Here is a 20,304-nt window from a genome sequence, read left to right on the forward strand (position 1 = left end):
GGTGGAGTACCGCTGGGTCAGCCGGTGACGGCCTTCACGCCGTCGGCGTACTGCTGGCCGAGCTCCTCGTTGACCTGCTTCGGCGTGCTGCTGCCGTTGAGCACGCTCTGCAGCCCGGCGTTCAGCTGGTCGTAGAACGTCGAGGTGGGCCAGTCCGGGTAGTAGCCGAGGCCGTCACGCTCGGTGAGCGTGTTGAAGTTCGCGATGAGCTCCTTGCTCTTCTCGTCCGTGATGTCGGCCTCGTCGGCTGCGACCGGGACGCCGCCGTTGTTCCCGATGAGCGCCTGCATGTCGGGGCGGAGCGTGATGTCGATGAACTTCTCGGCGAGGGTCTTGTTCTTCGCCTTGGTCGGCACGACCCAGAGGTTGCCCGACGAGCCCGGGGACATCTCGGCGCCCGGGTAGAGGAAGGTGCCCCAGTCCTGCTGCATCTCGGTGGTGAAGCGGCCGTACCACCACGATCCGGAGAAGAACATCGGGTACTTGCCGCTGATGAAGGCGGTCCCGGCGTCCTCGGCCTTCATGCCGGTGGCGTCCGCGGAGATGTAGCCCTTGTCGGTCCAGTCCTTGATCGTCTTCGTCGCGTACGTGATCTGCTCGTCGGAGAAGTCGACCGGGTTCTCGTACAACTGGTAGTCGTCGACCCAGCTGCGGTCCGCCTTCGACAGCGCGAGCTGGTACCAGAGCTGACCGAGCGGGTACTCGGCGGCGGACTCGGCGAGCGGGGTCACGCCCTTCGACTCGAACGTCGCCATGGCCTCCTCGAGGTCGGCCTGGGTCTTCGGGACCTCGACGCCGTACTTCTCGAAGAGCTCCTTGTTGTAGTAGAACTCCACGTACTCGCCGTAGTCGGGCACGCCGTACCAGGAGCCGGAGCCCATCACGCCCTTCTCGTCGTAGCGGGCCGTGGTCTGCAGCGACTTGGCGAGCTTGTCGTCCCAGCCGTACTTCTCCACCGCGTCGTCGAGCGGGCTGAGCAGCCCCTGGCTGGCGAGCAGACCGGCGGTGGCGTTGCCCTTGTTGTACTCGATGAGGTCCGGGGCCTGGTCCGAGTTGAGCGACTGGCTGGCCGTCTTCCGGATCTGTTCGAAGCTCTTCTCCTGGAACTCGACCTTCGCGCCGGTCTCCTTCTCGAAGACCTCGATCGACTCCTTCCAAGCCTTGCCCATGGCGGAGTCCTCGGACTCGAAGTGCCAGAGCTTGAGGGTCTTGCCGTCCTCGTTGCTGCGGTCGTCGGCGCTCCCGCCGGCGGAACAGCCGGTCAGGACGACGGCGGTCGCGGCGAGCCCGGCGAGTGCGCCGAGCAGGCGGAACTTCTTCATGTCGCTACTTCCTCGTAGTGGATGGTGCTGGTGTCGAAGCGCTTCGACGATGCACGGCCGAAGACGCCGGTGGGACGGTGCCGGTCAGGGCACCGGTCGGATGGACCCGCGGTCGATGAACCGCGGCGGGAGGAGTGTGACGCCCGGTTCACGGGCACCGTCGACCTGACGGACGGCGCCCTCCACGGCGCCGCGACACATCTCCTCGAGCGGGAGGGGGATGGTGGACAGGGGGACCTCGAGCGCGTCGGTGTCGTAGCTCGCGCACGCGGCGAGCACGGAGACGTCCTCCGGGACGCGGACGCCCCGGGACACGAGGTGAGCGAGGACGGCCTCGACGACGGGCTCGTTGCAGTGGAACACGAGCGCCGTCATGTCGGGCAGGCCGGCCAGGAGTTCGTCGGCCGCACGACGCTGGTCGGCGCGGTCGAGCGACGGGTACAGCGCGAGCGTGGCGATGCCGGCGGCGCGGCACTCGTCCTCGAACGCGTCGGCGAAGCGGCGGATGAAGCCCGTGTGCCGCTCGACGTAGGTGGCGGGGTGGCCGATGACCCCGATGCTGCGGTGCCCGGCGGCGGCGAGCTGCCGGACCGACGCGCGACCGGCCTCGGCGAAGTCGAGGTCGATGCAGGTCAGGCCGGCGGTGTCGCCCGGGACGCCGACGAACGCGGCCGCGGCACCCGAGCGGCGGACGACCTCGGCCCGTTCGTCGTCCGTGGAGACCCCGAGCACCACGACCCCGTCGACCAGCGAGCTGTCCACCACGCGGCGGATCCCGGTGACCTCGTCGTCGCGGGCGAGCAGGAGCACGTCGTCGTCGTGGGCCCGTGCGGCCTCGACCACCGCGGTGACGAAGCGCATGTGCGTGGGCAGGTGCGCGTCCTCCCGGATGGGCGCGGACAGGGCGAGGATGTTCGTGCGGGCCCCGGCGAGCATGCGGGCGCCGGCGTTCGGCCGGTAGTCGAGCTCGGCGACCGCCTGGTCGATGCGGGCGCGGGTCGTGGCGGAGATCGCGCGCTTGCCGGAGAGGGCGTACGAGACGGTCGAGATCGAGACGCCCGCGGCCTTCGCCACCTCGTGGATCGTCACCATGCGCGCACCTCCTCGTGCTGTTCGTCGCGTGTGCCCTGCGGTCCGTCCGGCGCCTGTGAAGCGCTTCGACGAGCTCGCGACGGCGACGCTAACAGCGTCGAAGCGCTTCGCGCAACCCACTCGTCGGCGGTATCGACGGATGGAGCGCGCCACGGGCCTCCCGTCCGGCCGCCACGGCCGGTGCCGGTCCGGCAGGCGCGGCGCCGGGACCGGACCGCGTGCTACTCGTGGAGTGCCCGCACCGGTGTCCCCCGCACCGCCTGGGCAGCGGGCCCGAGGGCTGCCGCGAGCCCGGTGCCCGCCGCACCCGCGACCACGACGACGAGGAGCCACGCCGGGACCGTCGGACCGACGAGCTGCGCACCGTTCGTGGCACCGAGGAGTGTGTAGGCCCCCGCCCAGCCGTACGCCGTACCGAGGACGACCCCGAGCACGACGGCGATCGCGATGGTCATCGCCGTCTCCACGAGGATCAGCGTGCGGACCTGCCCTCGCGTCGCACCGAGGACCCTGAGGAGCCCCAGTTCACCGGCACGTTGCGCGATCGTCAGGGCCGTCACCGCGACGACGCCCGCCGCGGCGATCACCCCCGCCGCGCCGATGAGGCCGGCGAACATGACCGCGAGCTGGTCGAACTGCGTCTGGATGTCCCGGTAGTAGACGGGGTCGGCCTCGGCCTGCCGTTGCAGCATGCGGGCGTAGGTGGCGAACCCGACCGAGAACGTCGTCATCAAGGTCACCGCGATCACCAGGCCGACGGTCGCGCGGGCCGTGCGCTCGGGAGACCGGAGCGAGTTCCGCGCCGCCATCGAGGGGACGATGCGCTGCGCGGACGCGGCGACGACGACGCGGAGGACGGCCGGCAGGAGGACGGGCGAGGCGATGACGACGCCCGTGAAGGACAGCGCCCCACTGGCAACGGCGAGCAGGAGCGCGTCGACGGTCGAGGCTCCGAGCACGAAGGCCGCACCGATGCCGACGACCCCGACGGTGAAGATCACCGCGGCGACGGCGGTCCGGGGCCCGGTGCGGGTCGCGCCGGCGGGCGGTTCGATCGACGCGTCGAGCGCGCGCAGCGGCGTGATCGACAGGACGTCGCGGGAACCGACGCGGAAGGCGACGGTCGTGATGAGCGTGACGAGGACGGCCACCGGAGCCACCGCGGGCGGGAGGACCCAGCCGAGGGGCGGGAGCACCGACGTGACTGCGGCCAGCCCGAGGACGCCGTTGGTGAACGCGGTGCCCGACACGACGCCGATGACCGAGCCGACGACGCCGCACACGAGGCCGAGACCGGTGATGCGGCGCCGGAGCTGCACGCCCGTGGCGCCGAGGACGCGTTGCAGTGCCAGCGAGCGCGTCTGCCCAGCGATGACCGTGGCGCAGGTGTTCGAGGTGACGACGGCGCTGACGTACAGCGCGATGGCGATGAACACCCACGACACGACCGGCAGGATCGCTGCGACCGTGGCGCTCTCGCCCGTCCGCTCGCCGAGTTCGACGATGCGGTGGGCTGCCTCGGACCCGGTGACCATCAGCGTGCCGAGTCCGGCGGACAGCGCGGCGACGGAGACGGTCGACCGGCTCTCGGCGAGCGCGCGGAGACCCGGACGGGGCCGTCGGGACGGCCGTCCTCCGCGGTGTCGTGACACGGTCAGGACCCGCCGTCGCCGGTGTTCGGCGTCCACGCGACCCACTGCCGCCCGTCGCCGACCAGGGACCAGTCGCCGCACCGGACGACGGTCTTCGCCGCGTACACGTCGGGGGCGCCCTCGACGGTCATGACCGGGGCCGACTTCCTCGGCACCGTCGTGCAGCCCGCCGAGTCCGCGCCCTGCTTGCTCGTGAAGACGACCGTCGTCGGCGCGGCGTCGTCGCCCTTCACCGCCGTGCCGGTCGACGACGAGATGTCGGTCGCGTCCTCGGGCATCCAGGCGGGTGGCGAGCCGAGGTCTGCCCGGGTGTCCGCGTGCCGGGTCACCTGGTGGTGCACCTGGTCCTGCAAGACGGAGCAGCCGCTGAGCGTCAGCGCGCCGAGTGTGAGCGCACCGACGGCGACGACCGTGGCGTACCGGGAGGACAGGCGGGTGAGTTCTGTGTTCACACCCTCATCCCACCGTGCGCGGGGGCCTGCCGGGATCGGTTCGGAGGAGGACTCCCCTGCTCCTCGGGGATGACATCCGGCTCGCAGGTCGACGTCGCGGGGCGATCGGCTCCGCCGGGCCGGGCGTCACGCTCGACACATCACCGCTCGGCGAGCGGCACGGCCGCCGGCCGGGAGGCCCGACTCGCGACCGCCACGACGCCGTGGGTCCGCCCCGCGGTCGCGATCGACTCCATCACGTCGAGCACGTGGAACGCCAGGTCGCCGGAGGCCCGGTGCGGCTCCCCCGAGGCGATCGCCCGTGCCATGTCGGCCAGGCCCACCCCGCGGCCGGCGTCCCGGAACCCGGCGAGTTCCGGGAGCTCGCGGAACGTGCGGTCGTCGGCGGTGGCGATCCGAGTCGGGTCAGAGAAGCGGTTCGGGTCGGCGACCGAGAGCGACCCGGCGGTGCCGTGCACCTCGAACAGCGGGGCATCGGTCGCCCACACCTCGAAGGACAGCGTCACGGTGGAGACGACGCCGCCCTCGTGCTCGAGGACCGCGACGACGTGCGTGTCGACGTCGACCGGCAAGACCCGGCCGGCGTCCGGGCCGGTGGCGACGGTGCGCTCCCGGGTCGACCGGGTCGTGCTGCCGCTCACCCGCACAACGGAGCCGAAGAACGTGACGAGGCTCGTCAGGTAGTACGGGCCCATGTCGAGCAGCGGGCCGCCGCCCGGCTGGTAGTAGAAGCCGGGCGCCGGGTGCCAGAGCTCGTGCCCCGGCGCACTCCAGGACACCGCGGCGGCGACCGGCGTCCCGATGCGGCCCTCGTCGAGCGCGGCCCGGGCGGTCTGCACGCCGGTGCCGAGCACGGTGTCCGGTGCGCTGCCGACCCGGAGACCCGCGGCCTCGGCGGCGGCCAGGACGGGTGCGGCCTCGGCGGTGCTCAGCGCGAGCGGCTTCTCCCCGTAGACGTGCTTGCCCGCGGCGAGCGCCCGGGTGGCGACGTCGGCGTGGGCGGCCGGGATCGTCAGGTTGAGGACGACGTCGACGTCCGGGGACGCCAGCAGGTCGTCGACGCCGAGCGCCTGGACGCCCTGCTCGTCGGCGACGGCCGCGGCGCGGGACGTGTCGAGGTCGGCGACCGCGGTCAGCCGGAGGTCCGGCAGCGACGGGAACTGCTCGAGGTACTGCCTGCTGATGTTCCCGACGCCGACCATCCCGACGCGCAGTGGAGCGGCGCCACGAGCACCGGACGCGGCGCTCATCGTGCAGCCCACAGCATGCCGCGCTCGATGATGGTGCGGACCGGCTGCGACTCGACGATCTCGATGCGGTGCCCGGGTGCCGAGACGAAGATGCGGCCCTTCCCCCACTGCCGGGTCCAGATCGCGGGCGAGGTGACGGGACGGTTCCAGGCGTCCCAGGCACGGGCCTCCTGGGTGGTGGTGGCGAGGACGTCGTCGTACTCGTCGCTGAGCACCCAGTACTGCTCGCTGACCAGGTCGAAATCGTCGATCCCCTGCGTGATCGGGTGCTCGCGGCCGAGGTCGGTGACGTGCACCGTGTACGGGATGTAGTTGTCGGACTGCTCGCCCACGCGCTCGTCCGGGTGCTTGCCCGCGTGGTGGGCGAACTGGCCGCCGATCATGTGCAGGTAGTCGGCGTTGTCCCGGTACGAGTCCGCGATGCCGCCGTGCCAGCCGGCCATCCCCGTCCCGGCGAGGACCGCGCGCTGCAGGCCGTCGAACTCCTCCTTCGCGATGGTGGACATCGTGTTGACCTGCACGACGAGGTCGACGGCGTCCATCACCGAGGCGTCGGCGTACACGGCGGTGCCCTCCTCGACACGGACGTCGAAGCCGTTGTCGCGGAGGAAGGGGATGAAGAGCTCGGTGGTCTCGACGGGCATGTGCCCGTCCCAACCGCCGCGGACGACGAGTGCCTGGCGTTGCACGGGAGGTGCTCCTTGCGGATCGGGGGAAGGGTCGGTCATCGGGCGGGGATCGTGGTCCAGGCGCTGCCGTCGGCCGCGCTCCGCTGCACGGCGTCGAGGACGTCCTGCACGTGCAGCCCCACGGCGAAGGACGGCTCGGGCTGCTGGCCGGTGGTGATCGCGGTGACGAAGTCGACGACCTCGTGCACGAAGGTGTGCTCGTAGCCGATCGTGTGCCCGGTCGGCCACCAGTGCGCCATGTACGGGTGCTCCGGCTCGGTGACGAGGATCCGGCGGAAGCCCTGCTCCCCTGCCGGCGCGGCCGTCTCGTACAGGCGGAGCTCGTTCATGGCCTCGAGGTCGAAGGCGATCGCGCCCGTCGAGCCGCTGATCTCGATGGTCAGGCCGTTCTTCCGCCCGGTCGCGTACCGGGTGGCCTCGAACGAGGCGAGGGTCCCACCGGGGCGGGCCGCGCCTCCCGTCAGTCGGCCGAGGAACCAGGCGGCGTCGTCGACGGTGACCAGTCCGCGCTCGTCCGATGCCGTGCCGGACAGGCCGACGCCGTCGGCCAACAGCGGCCGCTCGTGCACGAACGTCTCGAGCGTCCCGCTCACCGTGCCGATCGTGGCGCCGGTGACGTACTCGACGAGGTCCACGGCGTGTGCGCCGATGTCACCGAGCGATCCGGAGCCGGCGAGTGCGGCGTCGAGCCGCCAGGTCATCGGCCCCTCGGCGTCGGTGAGCCAGTCCTGCAGGTACAGCGCGCGGGCCTGACGGACCTCGCCGATGCGGCCGGCCTGCACGAGCTGCCGGGCGAACGCGAGTGCGGGGACGCGGCGGTAGCTGAAGCCGACCATCGAGCGCACCCCGCGTGCGGCGGCGGCCGTGGCGGCGGCGACCATGGCCTCCGCCTCGGCCACCGTGTTGGCGAGCGGCTTCTCGCAGAGGACGTGCTTGCCGGCCTCGAGCGCGGCGATCGCGACCTCGACGTGCGACGACCCCGGCGAGCAGACGTCGACGACGTCGACGTCCGGGTCCTCGACCACGCGACGCCAGTCGGTCTCGGCGCGCTGCCAGCCGAAGCGGGCGCGCGCGGCCTCGGTGCGCTCGGGGTCGCGGCCGACGACGACCGTCATCTCCGGCTCGCGCTCGAGGGGGAAGAAGCGCGGGGCGACCCGCCAGGCCTGCGAGTGCGCGGCCCCCATGAAGCCGTGTCCCACCATCGCGACCCGCAACCGGTCGTCCGTCATCGCATGCTCCCTCGCATTCGCGTCCGCCGTCGACGCTACGGACCGGCGGGTGGCCGGGACAAGCCGGACGGGAGGATCGGAAAACTTTCGCGGGGACCGTCGCGCAGGGAGGTGGCGAGGCTGCTCAGTGGCGCGTCGCGCCCCGCTCGGCCCCGGTGTCGACGGGCTCCGCGCCCGCTGTGGGGACCAGGCCGACGATGTCCTCGACGAGGCGGACGACGACCGTGATCGTGTCGGGGCGCGGTCCGGGCTCGGCGTCGACCACGGAGCGGATGCGTTCGCCGACCTCGCGCACCGTGTCCGTCGCCGGCCGTGCACCGTCGACCGCGACCTCGGCGGTGATCCGCACGGCCCCGCCCGGGCGGACCGGATTCGTGACGGAACCCCCGCTGCACACGTCCAACAAGGGGACCGCACGACGAGAGAGCAGACGATGCACGACCGACCGACCATCCACCCGCACCCCGCGACACCCGCCGGCCGCCCGGGAGCCGTCGGCGACGAGCGCTGCCCGGGCCGCTTCGACCGCTGGCACTGCGGTCGGGAGCGGGGACACGGCGGCCTGCACGCCGCAGAGGAGCAGGAGGGTCGGACGACCTGGAACGACACCGCCGACGGCCGGGCGCTCGCCGACCTCTGACCACGCCGTCCGTCGACGTCGGCGTCCGGCGTGAGCCGCTTCCCGAACGCCGGGACGGGACGGCAGGGAACCGGGGGACAGGAGCCCGGTCGATCCACGCACTTCCTGGAACGGTGCTGGACGTCGTCACGAGGCCGTGACGAACGTCTCCTCCAGCCGGTCTCATCCGTGAACAGCAACCGCTGGGAACGCCCGGCGGGTCATCGGAAGGACCCGGGCGACGACGACGAGGACGAGAAGGACTCGCGGGTCGAGTGACCCGCCGTGGGGCGGCACCGTGACGGTGCTGCTCCCGAGCCGTTCAGTCGGCGCGAGCTGCCCGGGCCCGGTCCCTGATGCCGGCGAGCACCTCGGTCTTCGCGTCCGCGTAGTCGTTCATGTCGTCCCACCGCTGGGCGAGCAGGGTCCGCTTCGTCTGCTCGTACAGCGCGCGGTCACCGGCGTCGGTGCGCAGGCGGTCGCGGAGGAGCAGGTAGTCCTGGACCGCCGCCGCCCCGTGTCCGTACACGTGGACGTGGACGTCCCGCTCCGGCGTCCGCACGAGGCGGTGGCCGGGTTCCCGCACGCGCAGCACGTACCCGGTGTCGAGCAGCGCGTCCAGGTACTCCGACTCGGCCGTGACGTCGGGCACGACGACGACCAGGTCCACGATCGGCTTCGCCGCGAGCCCGGGCACGGACGTCGACCCGATGTGCTCGATGCGCACGTCCAGGGGTGCGAGCGCCGCCGCGATCCGTGCACGGTGCGCCGCGAAGACGTCCGGCCACCGAGCGTCGTACTCGTGCAGCCCGACCACCAGTGCCTCGGGTCCGCCGACGATCTCGACGCTCGTGACCTCCGGACGGCTCGGCTCGCGCTGCTCGCTCATGCCGTCATCCTCGCAGGGCCGGCGGCTCACGCCCGCCGGTCGGCCACCGGGTGCGACCGGACGGGAGGCCCGACCTCCGCCCCGACGCCGGGTGCGGCCGTCGAGTCGCGCACCACGAGCGACGTGGCGAGCTCCACCCGGGCGGGATCGGCCGCGCCGTCGCCGGCGCCGTGTTGCCGGAGCGCCATCCGGGTCGCCTGCGCCGCCATCTCCTGGAGCGGCTGCCGGACCGTGGTGAGCGCCGGTCGCGCCCACCGGGCGGGCGCCACGTCGTCGAACCCCACGACCGACAGGTCCTGCGGTACCCGCAGTCCGACCGCGGCTGCGGCGTCGAGCACCCCGAGCGCCTGCAGGTCGTTGCCGGTCACGATCGCGGTCGGCCGGGGGTCCGCGGTGAGCAGGACGCGGGCGGCCCGCTCCCCGTCCGCGCGGCTGAAGCGGGCCACCACGACGGAGCCGGGGCGCGCCTCCAGTCCGGCCGCGGCGAGCGCCGCACGGTGCCCCGCCGACCGGTCGACGGCGCACCGCATGTCGAGCGGTCCGGCGACGGCGGCGATCCGGCGGTGTCCGAGGTCGAGCAGGTGCCGGGTGGCTGCCGCTCCCCCGGCGGTGTTCGTCGCGCCGACCACCGGGACGTCCGCGGGTGGGTCGCCGACCGGGTCGACCACGGTGAAGGGGATGCCACGGGCGCGGAGCTGGTCGCGTCGACCCGCGGTCAGCGCGGAGAACTGCAGGACGATCGCGGCGGGGCGTCGGTGCAGCACACCGGTGATCCAGTCCTCGCCGACGGCGTGGTCGGGGCCGAGGGCGGACAGGGACAGCGCGTAGCCGTGTGCCCGGGCGACGGCCTCGACCCCGCGGACGATCTCGATCGACCACTCGCTGGCCAGGTCCTCGACGACGAGCTCGACGAGCGATCCGGGCTCGGGCGGACGGTCCCGCTGCGCGTAGCCGGAGGCGGCGAGCAGCCGTTCGACGCGCTCCCGTGTCGGTCCGGAGACGCCCGCACGACCGTTGAGGACCTTCGACACGGTGGCGAGCGAGACCGAGGCCTGGCGGGCGATCGCGTCGAGGGTCGGCCGGGGTCCGGTCCGGTCCGTCGCGCCGCTGCCCATCGGCCCAGTGTCGCAGGCCCCGGCTGCACCGCTGCACGGTCCGGTGCGCTCCGGTGCGGTCCGGTCCCGTGCGGGTGTGGCGGTGACCCGACACGAGCGCGTGAGCGCCCGGCCCGCGGCGGGGCTGGGCGCTCGGGCCTGGGCGCTCGGGGCTGGGCGCTCGGGGCTGAGCGCTCGGCGTTCGCGCTCGGCGCTCGGGCCTGCGCTGACCGGATCGCCGGCGGGTCAGTGGTGTGCGGCCGCCGTGCTGGTCCGTGTCGCGGTCCGGAGTCCGAGCCAGACGAGGGCGGCGGTGCCGACCAGCGCGACGACCGCCGCGAACCGGAAGTCGACGGCGATGCCCGCGGCCGCCACGGCGACGCCACCGAGGCTGGAGCCGACGGCGAGGGCGACCTGGATCGTGGTGACGAACATCGCGAGGCCCGCCTCGGCGCCCTGGGGCGTGGCCTGGACCATCCACGTCTGCAGGCCCAGCGGTAGGCCGCCCCACACCACCCCCCAGACGACGAGCAGGGCGAAGACCGCCACGGGGAGGTGCGCGACGAGCGGCAGCAGGGCGACGGCGGCTGCCAGGGTGACGCCGAGGCCGGTGAGCGTGCCGAGGACGGACCGGTCGAGCGCGGCGCTGGTCGCGAAGTTCCCGATGATGCCGGAGACGCCGAACACCAGCAGTGCGACCGAGACGACGTCCGGGCGCACCCTCGCCACGTCCTGCAGGAACGGGCTGACGTAGGTGTAGGCGGCAAACTGCGCGGCGAACAGGAACGCGGCGACGAGCAGGCCGACGCGGGCGCGCGGGACGCCGAACAGGCCCGTGAGTGCGGCCGGGCGCACCCGCTGCTGCGACGGGACCGCGGGGAGGGTGAGCAGCTGCAGCACGAGGGCGACGAGCCCGACGGCCCCGCCGATGACGAACGCCACCCGCCAGTTCGCGGTCGCCGCGACGAACGCGCCGAGGGGCAGGCTGACGACGGTCGCGATCGAGATCCCCGCGGTGATGAGTGACGTCGCGCGGATCGTCTGGTCCTCGGCGACGAGCCGGCCCGCGATCCCGGCCCCGATCGCCCAGAAGCCGCCGAGCGCCACACCGAGCAGGACCCGCGCCACCAGGAGCACGGGGAAGGCCGGGGCCAGGGCGGCCACGGCGTCCGAGACCACGAGCACCGCGCTGAGCCCGACGAGGACGATCCGACGGTCGAGTCGCAAGGTGGCCACCGTGACCACCGGGGCGGCCACCGCGGCGGCGAGCCCGGTGACGACGACCATCAGCCCGGCGGTCGCGATCCGGACGCCGAGGTCGGACGCGATCGACGGGAGGAGCCCGATGGGGAGGAACTCCGAGAGCACCGTCCCGAACGACCCCACCGCCACGGACGAGACGCTGAGCCATCCACTGTGCCGCAGACGAGACATGATCCTTCTCCTTCTCTTCTCTGTCTCTTCGCCCGGACGCTCAGCCGAGTCGTCCGCCGCCGTCGACGTGCAGGGTGGTGCCGGTCACGAACGTGTTGTCGACGGCGAGGAGCACGGCAGCGACGACGTCGTCCGGGGTGCCGACGCGCCCTGCGGGGTTCGCGGCCGCGGTCGCCGCGAAGAAGTCGCGCTTGCCGTCCTCGCCCATGGAGTCCCACAGGCCGGAGTCGACGATGCCGGGCGACACCGCGACCGCTCGGACCGGTGCGAGCTCCACGGCGAGCGCCTCCGCCATGAAGGACACGGCGCCGTTGACGGTCGCCATCACGCTGAGCCCGGGTGCCGGCTTCCAGGCCGCGACACCCGACGAGAAGACGAACACGCCGCCGGGCCGCATCGACCCGGTGAGGTGCTTCGCCAGGAGCATCGGACCGACGACCTTGGCGTCGAACGCGTCGTGGATCGCCGCCCGGTCGAAGGACGCCGCCGGCCCGTTCGCCGAAGCCGCGGCCAGGGAGACGACCGCGTCGAAGGGTCCCGCGGTGGTGAGGGCCTCGATGGTGGCCTCGTCGGCGAGGTCGGCGTGCACGATCGGCACGTCCCGGAGCGGCGCCGAGAGGATCGCTGCCGTGCGTTCCGGGTCCCGTGCGCCGATCACGGGCTGGTCGCCGCGGTCGAGCAGTGCCGACGCGACGGCGTGGCCGATGCCCGAGCCGCCGCCGATGAGGAGGACGCGCTTCTGGTCGTCGTGGGTGGTCATGGTGGGTTCCTTCCGTGGTGCTGGTGCTGGTGGTGTTCTGGTGCTGGTGGGTGTCGACGGGGACGGGGTCAGACGATCGTGCTGCCGCCGTCGACCGCGAGCTCGCTGCCGGTCATCCCGGAGCTCTGGTCGGAGACGAGGAACAGCACTGCGGCCGCGACCTCCTCGGGGAGGAGCACCCGGCCGAAGGGCAGCTTGCTGGCGATGGCCTCGAGGAGCGCGTCCGGGTCGTGCGGCGCGAGCCCCTTCAGTCCGGGCGTCTCGGTCGGGCCGGGGACGACGGTGTTGATCCGCACGCCACGCGGGGCGAGCTCGGCGGCCCACGTCCGGGTGAGCGTCGCGACGGCCGCCTTCGATGCGCCGTACAGACCGAACGACGGCTCGGTCCCGGAGGCCGACGACGACCCTGTGACGACGATCGCTGCGCCGTGCCGGAGGAACGGCAGCGCGCCCTGCACCGTCAGCGTCGTCGCGCGGACGTTCGTCCCGAAGGTCGCGTCGATGTCCTCGGCGGTGACCTCGGCGAGGGGCTTGAACTCCCCGACCCCGGCGTTGACGTGCACCGCGTCGAGTCCGGCGCCGCGCTCCGCGACCGCGCGGTAGACCGCCTCGATCCCCTGCGGCTCCGTGGCGTCGGCCCGGATCGGCGTGACGGCGTCGCCGAACTCGACGCGCAGTGCATCGAGCGCCTCCTGCCGGCGTCCGGTGACGAAGACGTGTGCGCCTTCCTCGACGAATCGGCGGACGACCGCCAGGCCGATGCCCGACGTGCCGCCCGAGACGAGCGCGGTCTTGCCGGTGAGTGCTGCAGTCATGGTGTCCTCCCAGACCTCGTTTGTGACTGAATGATCCAGAACGCTAAGGCATAATGGACGGATCAGTCAACAAAGGTTCCTGAGGAGTCACAGATGCCACGACCACGCATGTTCGACGAGGCGGACGTCATCGAACGCGCCCGCCGCACGTTCGCCGAGACCGGCTTCGCCGGCACGTCGCTCGACGACCTGCTCGAGGCGACGGGCCTGGCCCGACAGAGCCTGTACAACGCGTTCGGCGGCAAGAAGGAGCTGTTCATGCGCGCCTTCCTCAGCGACACCGCCGAGGCGACGGACGCGGTGAGGACGATCCTGCAGAGTGCGGAGGACCCGATCGTCCGGATCCGCACGCAGCTCGTGACGGCCGCGGTCGAGCACGGTGCCGGCCAGGCCGCGCCGTCACTGTTCCTCCGGGCCGCCGTGGAACTCTCGAGCCGCGACCCCGAGGTGGCGACGACCGTCGCGAGTGCGTTCGACGCCATCCGTGCCGACTACACGGCGTGCATCGTCGACGCGCAGGAGGCCGGTGAGATCGACCCCGGCGCCGACGCCGAGGCGCTCGGGACGTACTTCTGCGCGCTCATCGAGGGCATGTCGACCCTCGGACGCGTCGGCGTCCCGCGAGCGACGCTCCTGCAGATCGGGCTCACCAGCCTCGCCGCCGTCCCGATCACGCCCCTCGGCTGGGAGCACCTCGGCACGGACGACGGCGACTGGACCTGATCGCCCGGGGCCCACGCGGCACGGAGGGTCGTGTCCCGAGGACTGGGGCGGGCGGCGGAGAGCACCGGCTCGTGAGACTGGGGTGCACCGCCCCGTCCACCCTCGGGGCACGACCAGACGAACCGAGGCTGCGATGACCACCGATGCCCGCTCCGCCGACCACCCGACCGAGGACGACCCCGCGGCCCGGACCGAGACCGAACCCGACACCGACACCGCGCCCGACGACCCGCTCGCCCACGCCCGGGTCCGCCGTCACATCGCCGAGGCCGCCATCGAGCTCATCCGCACCGGCGACACGCTGACCCCCGACAGTGGCGCGGTCGCGACGGCGGCGGACGTCGACCCCGTCCTGCTCCAGCAACACTTCCCGACCTGGGAGAGCCTGGTCGCGGTCGCGGTGATGCACTGGCACGAGACCCGACTGGCCCGCCTGCTCGAGGACGCCGACGACGTGGGGGCGGTCGCCTTCCTCGAGGGGCTCATCGAGGCGAACCGCGCGGACCCCCGGATGATGCGCCTGCTGGTGAGCACGCTGACGGCCGGCACGGACGCGTCCAACCCGGTGGCGCCGTTCTACCGCAACCAGTACGAGCTGTTCCACCGCACGGTGCGACGGCTGCTCGAGCAGGACGTGGCGACGGGACGGGAGCCCGCGGCTCTCGACCCGAAGCGCGCCGCGGTGCAGCTGCTCGCCCTCTACGAGGGACTGCAGTTGCAGGGGCTGCTGCGGGACGGCCTCGACGTGCTGGCCGCCTTCCGCGACGCGACGAGCCGCCTGCGGCGCGGCTGGACGGCCCGGCCCGCCGTCGAGCCGGAGGCGGCCGACGGCGTCTACGACCTCTGACCGACCGCGGTCGGGAGGCGCGGGGCGGGCCGCGGGCTCGCCTCCCGTCCGGTCGGGGGTTGCGCTCAGGGCACGGCAGCGCATATGTTCTCGCTGACAACAAATCCGCTCGACGACGATCGGCAGACCCCCATGGCAGTGCAGCCCACCCGCGACGACAAGTTCTCCTTCGGTCTCTGGACCATCGGCTACAACGGCACGGACCCCTTCGGCGGTCCGACCCGCCCCCAGCTCGACGTGGTCGAGGCGGTCGAGAAGCTCGACGAGCTCGGCGCCTACGGCCTCACCTTCCACGACGACGACCTCTTCGCGTTCGGGTCGACCGACGCCGAGCGCCAGACGCAGATCGACCGCCTCAAGGGCGCGCTCGAGGCGACCGGCGTCGTCGTGCCGATGGTGACCACGAACCTCTTCTCGGCCCCGGTCTTCAAGGACGGCGGCTTCACCTCGAACGACCGCGACGTGCGCCGCTTCGCGCTCCGCAAGGTCCTCCGCAACATCGACCTCGCCGCCGAGCTCGGCGCCGAGACGTTCGTCATGTGGGGTGGCCGCGAGGGTGCCGAGTACGACGCCGCCAAGGACGTGCAGGCCGCCCTCGAGCGCTACCGCGAGGCCGTCAACCTCCTCGCGCAGTACACGACCGACAAGGGCTACGGCCTGAAGTTCGCGATCGAGCCGAAGCCGAACGAGCCCCGCGGCGACATCCTGCTGCCGACGCTCGGCCACGCGATCGCGTTCATCGACACCCTCGAGCGCCCCGAGCTCTTCGGCGTGAACCCCGAGGTCGGGCACGAGCAGATGGCCGGCCTGAACTTCACCGCCGGCATCGCGCAGGCGCTGTACCAGGGCAAGCTGTTCCACATCGACCTCAACGGTCAGCGCGGCATCAAGTACGACCAGGACCTCGTCTTCGGCCACGGCGACCTGCAGAACGCGTTCTCGCTCGTCGACCTGCTCGAGCACGGCGCCCCGCAGGGCGGCCGCGCGTACGACGGCCCGCGTCACTTCGACTACAAGCCGTCCCGCACCGAGGACATCACCGGCGTCTGGGACTCGGCCGCCGCGAACATGCGCATGTACCTGCTCCTCAAGGAGCGCGCGCAGGCGTTCCGCGCCGACCCCGAGGTGCAGGCAGCGCTCGAGACCGCCAAGGTCGCCGAGCTGTCGAAGCCGACGCTGAACGAGGGCGAGACGTACGACGCCCTCCTCGCCGACACCTCGGCGTACGAGGACTTCGACGCCGACGCCTACCTCGGCGGCAAGGGCTTCGGCTTCGTCAAGCTGCAGCAGCTGGCCCTCGAGCACCTCATGGGCGCTCGTGGCTGATCTCGCCTCCAGCGCGACCGACCCCGGTGACGTCCTCGTCGCCGGGGTCGACTCGTCCACGCAGTCCTGCAAGGTCGTCGTCCGCCGCGCCACGACCGGCGAGGTCGTCCGCAGCGGCCGCGCCTCCCACCCGGACGGCACCGAGGTCGACCCCGCCGCCTGGTGGGACGCGCTCGGCACCGCGGTCGCCGACGCCGGTGGCCTCGACGACGTCGCCGCGATCGGCATCGGCGGGCAGCAGCACGGCATGGTCGCGCTCGACGCCGAGGGCCGGGTGATCCGCCCGGCCCTGCTCTGGAACGACGTCCGCAGCGCGGCCGCCGCCGCCGCCATGGTCGAGGAACTCGGCCGGGAGGCGTGGGTCGCCCGCACGGGACTGGTCCCGGTGGCCTCGTTCACGGCGACGAAGCTGCGCTGGCTCCGCGACGCGGAGCCGGAGCACGCGGCCCGCGTCGCGGCCGTCGCGCTCCCACACGACTGGCTGTCCTGGCGCCTCCGTGGCTACGGCCCGGCGGACGAGAGCCCGCTCGGCCCCGACCTGGACGCCCTGGCGACCGACGGCTCGGACGCCAGCGGGACCGCCTACTGGGACCCGGCGCGACGCGAGTACGACCCGGAGCTGTTCGAGCTCGCCCTGGGCCGTCCGCTGCGGGGCGCCGAGACCGGTGACGACGGCGACGCGGTCGTCGTCCCGCGGGTCGTCGGCCCGTCCGAGGCGATGGGCACGCTCGAGCAGGCGGTCCCGCTGCCCGGCGGGGCCTCCGCGCCGTCGGGACTCGTCGTCGCTCCGGGTGCCGGGGACAACGCGGGCGCGGCGCTCGGACTCGGGCTCGCCGCGGGCGACGTCGCGGTGTCCCTCGGCACGAGCGGCACAGTCTTCGGGGTGACCGACACGGCGATCGAGGACCCGACCGGCACCGTCGCCGGGTTCGCGGACGCCACCGGTGCCCGCCTGCCGATCGTCACGACGCTCAACGCGGCCCGCGTGCTCGAGGTGATCGGCGGCCTGCTCGGCGTCGACCACGCCGAGCTCGGTCGGCTCGCGCTCGAGGCCCCGGCCGGTGCCGACGGGCTCGTCCTCGTGCCGTACTTCGTCGGCGAGCGCACCCCGAACCGACCGGACGCCACCGCGTCGCTGCTCGGCATGACGCCCGGGACGACCGACCGCGCGCACCTGGCCCGCGCGGCCGTCGAGGGCATGCTCTGCGCTCTCGCCGACGGCCTCGCGGCGGTCGAGCGCACGGGTGTGACGGTCGAGCGACTCCTGCTCATCGGCGGTGCCGCGCAGAACGAGGCCGTCCGGGTCGTCGCCGCGCAGGTGTTCGGCCGCGAGGTCCTCGTGCCCGAACCCGGCGAGTACGTCGCCGCCGGCGCTGCCCGTCAGGCCGCGTGGGTGCACGCGGGCGAGCTCCCCGGCTGGTCGATCCCGACCACGTCGATCCCGGCCGACCCGCACCCCGAGGTGCTCGAGCAGTACCGGGCAGCGGTCGGCTGACCGGACGACAGCACGACGCACCACGGGCGGTGTCGGTCGACCACGAGGGTCGTCGACACCGCCCGCGGTGTGTGCGGACCGCAGCACGGTCACGGGAGTCCGCCGTGCCCGATCCCGTCCCGGACGCGGGGAGTACGACCGCCCTCAGCGCACCACGGGCCGGGACCGGACGTGTGCGCGCTCCCCCTGCGGGCCGAACAGGCACAGGATCTCGGTGACCTGGTCGGTGACGTTGCCCATCCAGTGCGGCGTGTGCGTGTCGAACTCCACGACCTCCCCCGGGCCGAGGTCGTGGTCGTGCTCGCCGAGCAGCAGGCGCAACCGCCCGGACAGGACGTAGAGCCACTCGTAGCCCTCGTGCGTCTGCTGCACGGGCTCACCCGGCGGGTCGTGCGGTGGGATGAGCTGCTTGAACGACCGCACACCCCCGGTCCGTCTGGTCAGCGGGATCACCACGCGGCTGCCGTGCCGCTCGGGCTTGAGGTGGACGCGCGGATCGCCGGTCGCCGGCGCGCCCACCAGGTCGTCGAGCGGCACCTGGTACGCACGGGCCAGCGGCAACAGCAGCTCGAGCGTGGGCCGGCGCTGTCCGGACTCGAGGCGCGAGAGCGTGCTCACCGAGATGCCGGTGCGCTCGGCGAGCACCGCGAGGGTCGTGTCACGTCGTGCCCGGAGCGCGCGGAGGCGCGGGCCGACCGCGTCGACGACGTCAGCCGTCGTCGCGTCGGTGGGGCGGGCCTCCCGATCGGTCGTCATGACGGCCAGCTTGCCACAACGGCAACGGGACTTGCTGTTCGTGCGGCCGGAGTCGCAAGCTCGGCACATGTCGCAACCACATGACGTCATCGTCGTCGGCGGCGGGGCCGCCGGCCTCTCCGCAGCGCTCATCCTGGGGCGTTCGCGCCGCTCCGTCCTCGTCGTCGACGCGGGTGCACCCCGCAACGCGCCAGCCGAGGGCGTCCACAACTACCTGGGCCAGGAGGGCACGAACCCGCTCGAACTCCTCCGCACCGGCCGGGCGGAGGTCGCTCGGTACGGTGTCACCGTCACGGACGACCGCGTCGTCGCCGCGACCGCCGAACCCGTCTCCGACGACGACCCGGTCGGCTTCCGTCTCACCCTCGCGTCCGGGGAGGTCGTCAGCGGCCGCCGCGTCGTCGTGGCCGCGGGCGCGGTCGACGTGCTGCCAGACGTGCCGGGCCTCGCCGAGCACTGGGGCCGCGGAGTCGTGCACTGCCCGTTCTGCCACGGGTGGGAGGTGCGGGACCGCCGGATCGGGGTCCTCGTCGCGTCACCCGTCGGCGCCCACCAGGTGCAGATGTTCCGCGCCCTCAGCGATGACGTGACCGCCTTCGTCGCGGATCCCACGCTGCTCAGCGACACCGTGCTCGCCGGTTTCGAGGCCCGCGGTGTCAGGGTCGTGCAGGCGCCGATCGCCCGCGTGTGCTCCGAGGGCGACGCCCTGTCCGGCGTCGAGCTGGCGGACGGCACGGTCGTCCCGCTCGACGCGCTGGCCGCCGCGAGCCGGGTGGAGGCCCGGGTCGACTGGGCCGCGGGACTCGGACTGACCCCGGTCGACCAGGAGGCCAACGGCGTGGTCTTCGGGCAGGTCCTGCCGGTCGACGGCGGCGGCGCCACGCCCGTGCCCGGCGTGTGGGCCGCGGGCAACGTGGCGAACGCAATGCTGACGGTGATCGGGTCGGCTGCGGCGGGGTCGCAGGTCGGGGCCGCGGTGCACGGAGACCTGCTGCAGGCGGACCTGGCGGCGGCGCTGCGCTGACCCTCCCGCTGCCGGCGGCCGTCGTCGTGTCCTCCTGCGTCGGTGTCGGATGATGGGTCGGTGAACCGGACCGATCGTCTCTACGGCCTCGTGGAGGAACTGCGAGCCGTGTCGCCACGCCCACGGAGCGCGCGTCGTCTCGCCGAACGCTTCGAGGTGTCCGTGCGGACCATCGAGCGGGACCTCGCGGCGTTGCAGCAGTCGGGCCTGCCGATCTGGGCGGAGCCCGGCCGGACCGGTGGGTACGTCATCGACGCGTCGGCGACGCTCGGTCCGGCGGGGTTCACGCTGGACGAAGCCCTCGCGGTGCTGATCGGGCTCGGCGCGCTCCGCCACAGCCCGTTCCGGCAGTCTGCGCGGACCGCTGCCCGGAAGATGCTCGCGGTCATGCCGGACCGGGACGCGGCACGTGCCAGCGCGTTCGCGTCCCGGGTGCACTTCCTGGAGAGCGACGAGCACACGACCGCGCCGGTCGAGTTCGCTGAGGCTCTCCGCGCAGACCGTGTCGTGCAGCTGCGCTACCAGGACGCCGGCGGTGCGGAGTCCACCCGTGACGTCGAACCCTTGGGGTCGATCGAAAAGGACGGGCAGTGGTACCTGATCGCCTGGTGTCGGCTCCGGGACGGCGTGCGGGCGTTCCGCGGCGACCGGATGCTCTCGGTCAGGGTCACCGACGAACGGCCGCCGGTGCGCACGCTCCGCGCCGAGGACCTCGCGATCCAGTACGGACGGCTCCGCTCGGTCGTCGACGACTGATCGGCAGCCGACGTCTTCGGAGAAACACCGACAGGACGGTGTCGCGACGACCGGTGACACTGGTGCTCCCACCTCACCAG

At 73.1% G+C, this 20,304-nt stretch carries 21 protein-coding genes; 7 read left to right on the forward strand and 14 right to left on the reverse strand.

Annotated elements, in window-relative coordinates; translation table 11 throughout:
• Positions 1-17: 17 nt before the first annotated feature.
• The 8 genes from KM842_RS11830 to KM842_RS11865 all read right to left on the reverse strand — a co-directional run bounded on the left by KM842_RS11830 (position 18) and on the right by KM842_RS11865 (position 8,035).
• Complete coding sequence (locus KM842_RS11830) at positions 18-1,322, reverse strand: ABC transporter substrate-binding protein (protein WP_216258600.1); 1,305 nt, start codon at positions 1,320-1,322, stop codon at positions 18-20.
• A gap of 84 nt (positions 1,323-1,406) precedes the next feature.
• On the reverse strand, positions 1,407-2,414 hold the full coding sequence (locus KM842_RS11835) for a LacI family DNA-binding transcriptional regulator (RefSeq protein ID WP_216258602.1): 1,008 nt from the start codon (positions 2,412-2,414) through the stop codon (positions 1,407-1,409).
• Positions 2,415-2,635: 221 nt separating this feature from the next.
• A complete protein-coding gene (locus KM842_RS11840; protein WP_216258604.1) occupies positions 2,636-4,066 on the reverse strand; it encodes an FtsX-like permease family protein in 1,431 nt (476 codons plus the stop codon).
• Between the two features lie 2 nt (positions 4,067-4,068).
• On the reverse strand, positions 4,069-4,518 hold the full coding sequence (locus tag KM842_RS11845; protein WP_216258606.1) for a hypothetical protein: 450 nt from the start codon (positions 4,516-4,518) through the stop codon (positions 4,069-4,071).
• Between the two features lie 140 nt (positions 4,519-4,658).
• Entirely contained in the window at positions 4,659-5,768 is a 1,110-nt protein-coding gene (locus KM842_RS11850; protein ID WP_216258608.1) for a Gfo/Idh/MocA family protein, read from the reverse strand.
• Complete coding sequence (locus KM842_RS11855) at positions 5,765-6,412, reverse strand: ThuA domain-containing protein (protein ID WP_253206376.1); 648 nt, start codon at positions 6,410-6,412, stop codon at positions 5,765-5,767. Before KM842_RS11855 ends, KM842_RS11850 begins: the two co-directional genes overlap by 4 nt.
• 80 nt (positions 6,413-6,492) lie before the next feature.
• On the reverse strand, positions 6,493-7,686 hold the full coding sequence (locus KM842_RS11860; RefSeq protein ID WP_216258612.1) for a Gfo/Idh/MocA family protein: 1,194 nt from the start codon (positions 7,684-7,686) through the stop codon (positions 6,493-6,495).
• Between the two features lie 124 nt (positions 7,687-7,810).
• Positions 7,811-8,035, reverse strand: a complete 225-nt coding sequence (locus KM842_RS11865; protein WP_216258613.1) for a hypothetical protein — start codon at positions 8,033-8,035, stop codon at positions 7,811-7,813.
• Between the two features lie 84 nt (positions 8,036-8,119).
• On the opposite strand from KM842_RS11865, the gene KM842_RS11870 reads away from it, so the two are divergent.
• Entirely contained in the window at positions 8,120-8,326 is a 207-nt protein-coding gene (locus KM842_RS11870) for a hypothetical protein (RefSeq protein ID WP_216258615.1), read from the forward strand.
• Between the two features lie 301 nt (positions 8,327-8,627).
• Here the strand turns inward: KM842_RS11870 and KM842_RS11875 are convergent, their stop codons facing one another.
• The 5 genes from KM842_RS11875 to KM842_RS11895 form a co-directional block, all read right to left on the reverse strand.
• Positions 8,628-9,194, reverse strand: a complete 567-nt coding sequence (locus tag KM842_RS11875; RefSeq protein WP_216258617.1) for a GrpB family protein — start codon at positions 9,192-9,194, stop codon at positions 8,628-8,630.
• 26 nt (positions 9,195-9,220) lie between these two features.
• Positions 9,221-10,309 carry a LacI family DNA-binding transcriptional regulator gene (locus KM842_RS11880; protein ID WP_216258619.1) on the reverse strand — a complete coding sequence of 363 codons (1,089 nt, stop codon included), beginning with the start codon at positions 10,307-10,309 and terminating at the stop codon, positions 9,221-9,223.
• Between the two features lie 225 nt (positions 10,310-10,534).
• A complete protein-coding gene (locus KM842_RS11885) occupies positions 10,535-11,722 on the reverse strand; it encodes an MFS transporter (RefSeq protein WP_216258620.1) in 1,188 nt (395 codons plus the stop codon).
• 40 nt (positions 11,723-11,762) lie between these two features.
• Positions 11,763-12,482, reverse strand: a complete 720-nt coding sequence (locus tag KM842_RS11890; protein ID WP_216258621.1) for an SDR family oxidoreductase — start codon at positions 12,480-12,482, stop codon at positions 11,763-11,765.
• A gap of 68 nt (positions 12,483-12,550) precedes the next feature.
• Positions 12,551-13,297: an SDR family NAD(P)-dependent oxidoreductase gene (locus tag KM842_RS11895; RefSeq protein WP_216258622.1), complete on the reverse strand. Its 747-nt coding sequence runs from the start codon at positions 13,295-13,297 to the stop codon at positions 12,551-12,553.
• A gap of 93 nt (positions 13,298-13,390) precedes the next feature.
• Here KM842_RS11895 and KM842_RS11900 point away from each other — a divergent pair, with 93 nt between their 5' ends.
• The 4 genes from KM842_RS11900 to xylB all read left to right on the forward strand — a co-directional run bounded on the left by KM842_RS11900 (position 13,391) and on the right by xylB (position 17,688).
• Positions 13,391-14,020 carry a TetR/AcrR family transcriptional regulator gene (locus tag KM842_RS11900; RefSeq protein ID WP_216258623.1) on the forward strand — a complete coding sequence of 210 codons (630 nt, stop codon included), beginning with the start codon at positions 13,391-13,393 and terminating at the stop codon, positions 14,018-14,020.
• Positions 14,021-14,153: 133 nt separating this feature from the next.
• Entirely contained in the window at positions 14,154-14,867 is a 714-nt protein-coding gene (locus tag KM842_RS11905; protein WP_216258624.1) for a TetR family transcriptional regulator C-terminal domain-containing protein, read from the forward strand.
• Between the two features lie 132 nt (positions 14,868-14,999).
• Positions 15,000-16,193 carry a xylose isomerase gene (xylA, locus tag KM842_RS11910; protein ID WP_216258626.1) on the forward strand — a complete coding sequence of 398 codons (1,194 nt, stop codon included), beginning with the start codon at positions 15,000-15,002 and terminating at the stop codon, positions 16,191-16,193.
• Positions 16,186-17,688, forward strand: coding sequence for a xylulokinase (xylB, locus tag KM842_RS11915; protein ID WP_216258628.1), 1,503 nt, complete (start codon positions 16,186-16,188; stop codon positions 17,686-17,688). The genes xylA and xylB overlap by 8 nt, the downstream gene beginning before the upstream one ends.
• A gap of 144 nt (positions 17,689-17,832) precedes the next feature.
• On the opposite strand, the gene KM842_RS11920 is transcribed toward xylB, so the two are convergent.
• Positions 17,833-18,444 carry a helix-turn-helix domain-containing protein gene (locus KM842_RS11920; RefSeq protein ID WP_216258630.1) on the reverse strand — a complete coding sequence of 204 codons (612 nt, stop codon included), beginning with the start codon at positions 18,442-18,444 and terminating at the stop codon, positions 17,833-17,835.
• A 67-nt stretch (positions 18,445-18,511) separates the two neighbouring features.
• Here KM842_RS11920 and KM842_RS11925 point away from each other — a divergent pair, with 67 nt between their 5' ends.
• On the forward strand, positions 18,512-19,468 hold the full coding sequence (locus KM842_RS11925; RefSeq protein WP_216258632.1) for an NAD(P)/FAD-dependent oxidoreductase: 957 nt from the start codon (positions 18,512-18,514) through the stop codon (positions 19,466-19,468).
• A gap of 60 nt (positions 19,469-19,528) precedes the next feature.
• Positions 19,529-20,224 carry a helix-turn-helix transcriptional regulator gene (locus tag KM842_RS11930; RefSeq protein WP_216258633.1) on the forward strand — a complete coding sequence of 232 codons (696 nt, stop codon included), beginning with the start codon at positions 19,529-19,531 and terminating at the stop codon, positions 20,222-20,224.
• Positions 20,225-20,304: the final 80 nt, after the last annotated feature.

It is taken from the genome of Curtobacterium sp. L6-1 (genome assembly GCF_018885305.1).
GTDB lineage: Bacteria > Actinomycetota > Actinomycetes > Actinomycetales > Microbacteriaceae > Curtobacterium > Curtobacterium aetherium.

Excerpts from the sequence above, each read along its gene's own strand:
- KM842_RS11895 (WP_216258622.1), bottom strand. The coding sequence starts at position 13,297 with ATGACTGCAGCACTCACCGGCAAGACCGCGCTCGTCTCGGGCGGCACG.
- KM842_RS11885 (WP_216258620.1), bottom strand. The coding sequence starts at position 11,722 with ATGTCTCGTCTGCGGCACAGTGGATGGCTCAGCGTCTCGTCCGTGGCG.
- KM842_RS11850 (WP_216258608.1), bottom strand. The coding sequence starts at position 5,768 with ATGAGCGCCGCGTCCGGTGCTCGTGGCGCCGCTCCACTGCGCGTCGGG.
- KM842_RS11875 (WP_216258617.1), bottom strand. The coding sequence starts at position 9,194 with ATGAGCGAGCAGCGCGAGCCGAGCCGTCCGGAGGTCACGAGCGTCGAG.
- KM842_RS11925 (WP_216258632.1), top strand. The coding sequence starts at position 18,512 with ATGTCGCAACCACATGACGTCATCGTCGTCGGCGGCGGGGCCGCCGGC.
- KM842_RS11870 (WP_216258615.1), top strand. The coding sequence starts at position 8,120 with ATGCACGACCGACCGACCATCCACCCGCACCCCGCGACACCCGCCGGC.
- KM842_RS11880 (WP_216258619.1), bottom strand. The coding sequence starts at position 10,309 with ATGGGCAGCGGCGCGACGGACCGGACCGGACCCCGGCCGACCCTCGAC.
- xylA (WP_216258626.1), top strand. The coding sequence starts at position 15,000 with ATGGCAGTGCAGCCCACCCGCGACGACAAGTTCTCCTTCGGTCTCTGG.
- KM842_RS11890 (WP_216258621.1), bottom strand. The coding sequence starts at position 12,482 with ATGACCACCCACGACGACCAGAAGCGCGTCCTCCTCATCGGCGGCGGC.
- KM842_RS11900 (WP_216258623.1), top strand. The coding sequence starts at position 13,391 with ATGCCACGACCACGCATGTTCGACGAGGCGGACGTCATCGAACGCGCC.
- KM842_RS11835 (WP_216258602.1), bottom strand. The coding sequence starts at position 2,414 with ATGGTGACGATCCACGAGGTGGCGAAGGCCGCGGGCGTCTCGATCTCG.
- KM842_RS11905 (WP_216258624.1), top strand. The coding sequence starts at position 14,154 with ATGACCACCGATGCCCGCTCCGCCGACCACCCGACCGAGGACGACCCC.
- KM842_RS11855 (WP_253206376.1), bottom strand. The coding sequence starts at position 6,412 with ATGCCCGTCGAGACCACCGAGCTCTTCATCCCCTTCCTCCGCGACAAC.
- KM842_RS11830 (WP_216258600.1), bottom strand. The coding sequence starts at position 1,322 with ATGAAGAAGTTCCGCCTGCTCGGCGCACTCGCCGGGCTCGCCGCGACC.
- KM842_RS11920 (WP_216258630.1), bottom strand. The coding sequence starts at position 18,444 with ATGACGACCGATCGGGAGGCCCGCCCCACCGACGCGACGACGGCTGAC.
- KM842_RS11860 (WP_216258612.1), bottom strand. The coding sequence starts at position 7,686 with ATGACGGACGACCGGTTGCGGGTCGCGATGGTGGGACACGGCTTCATG.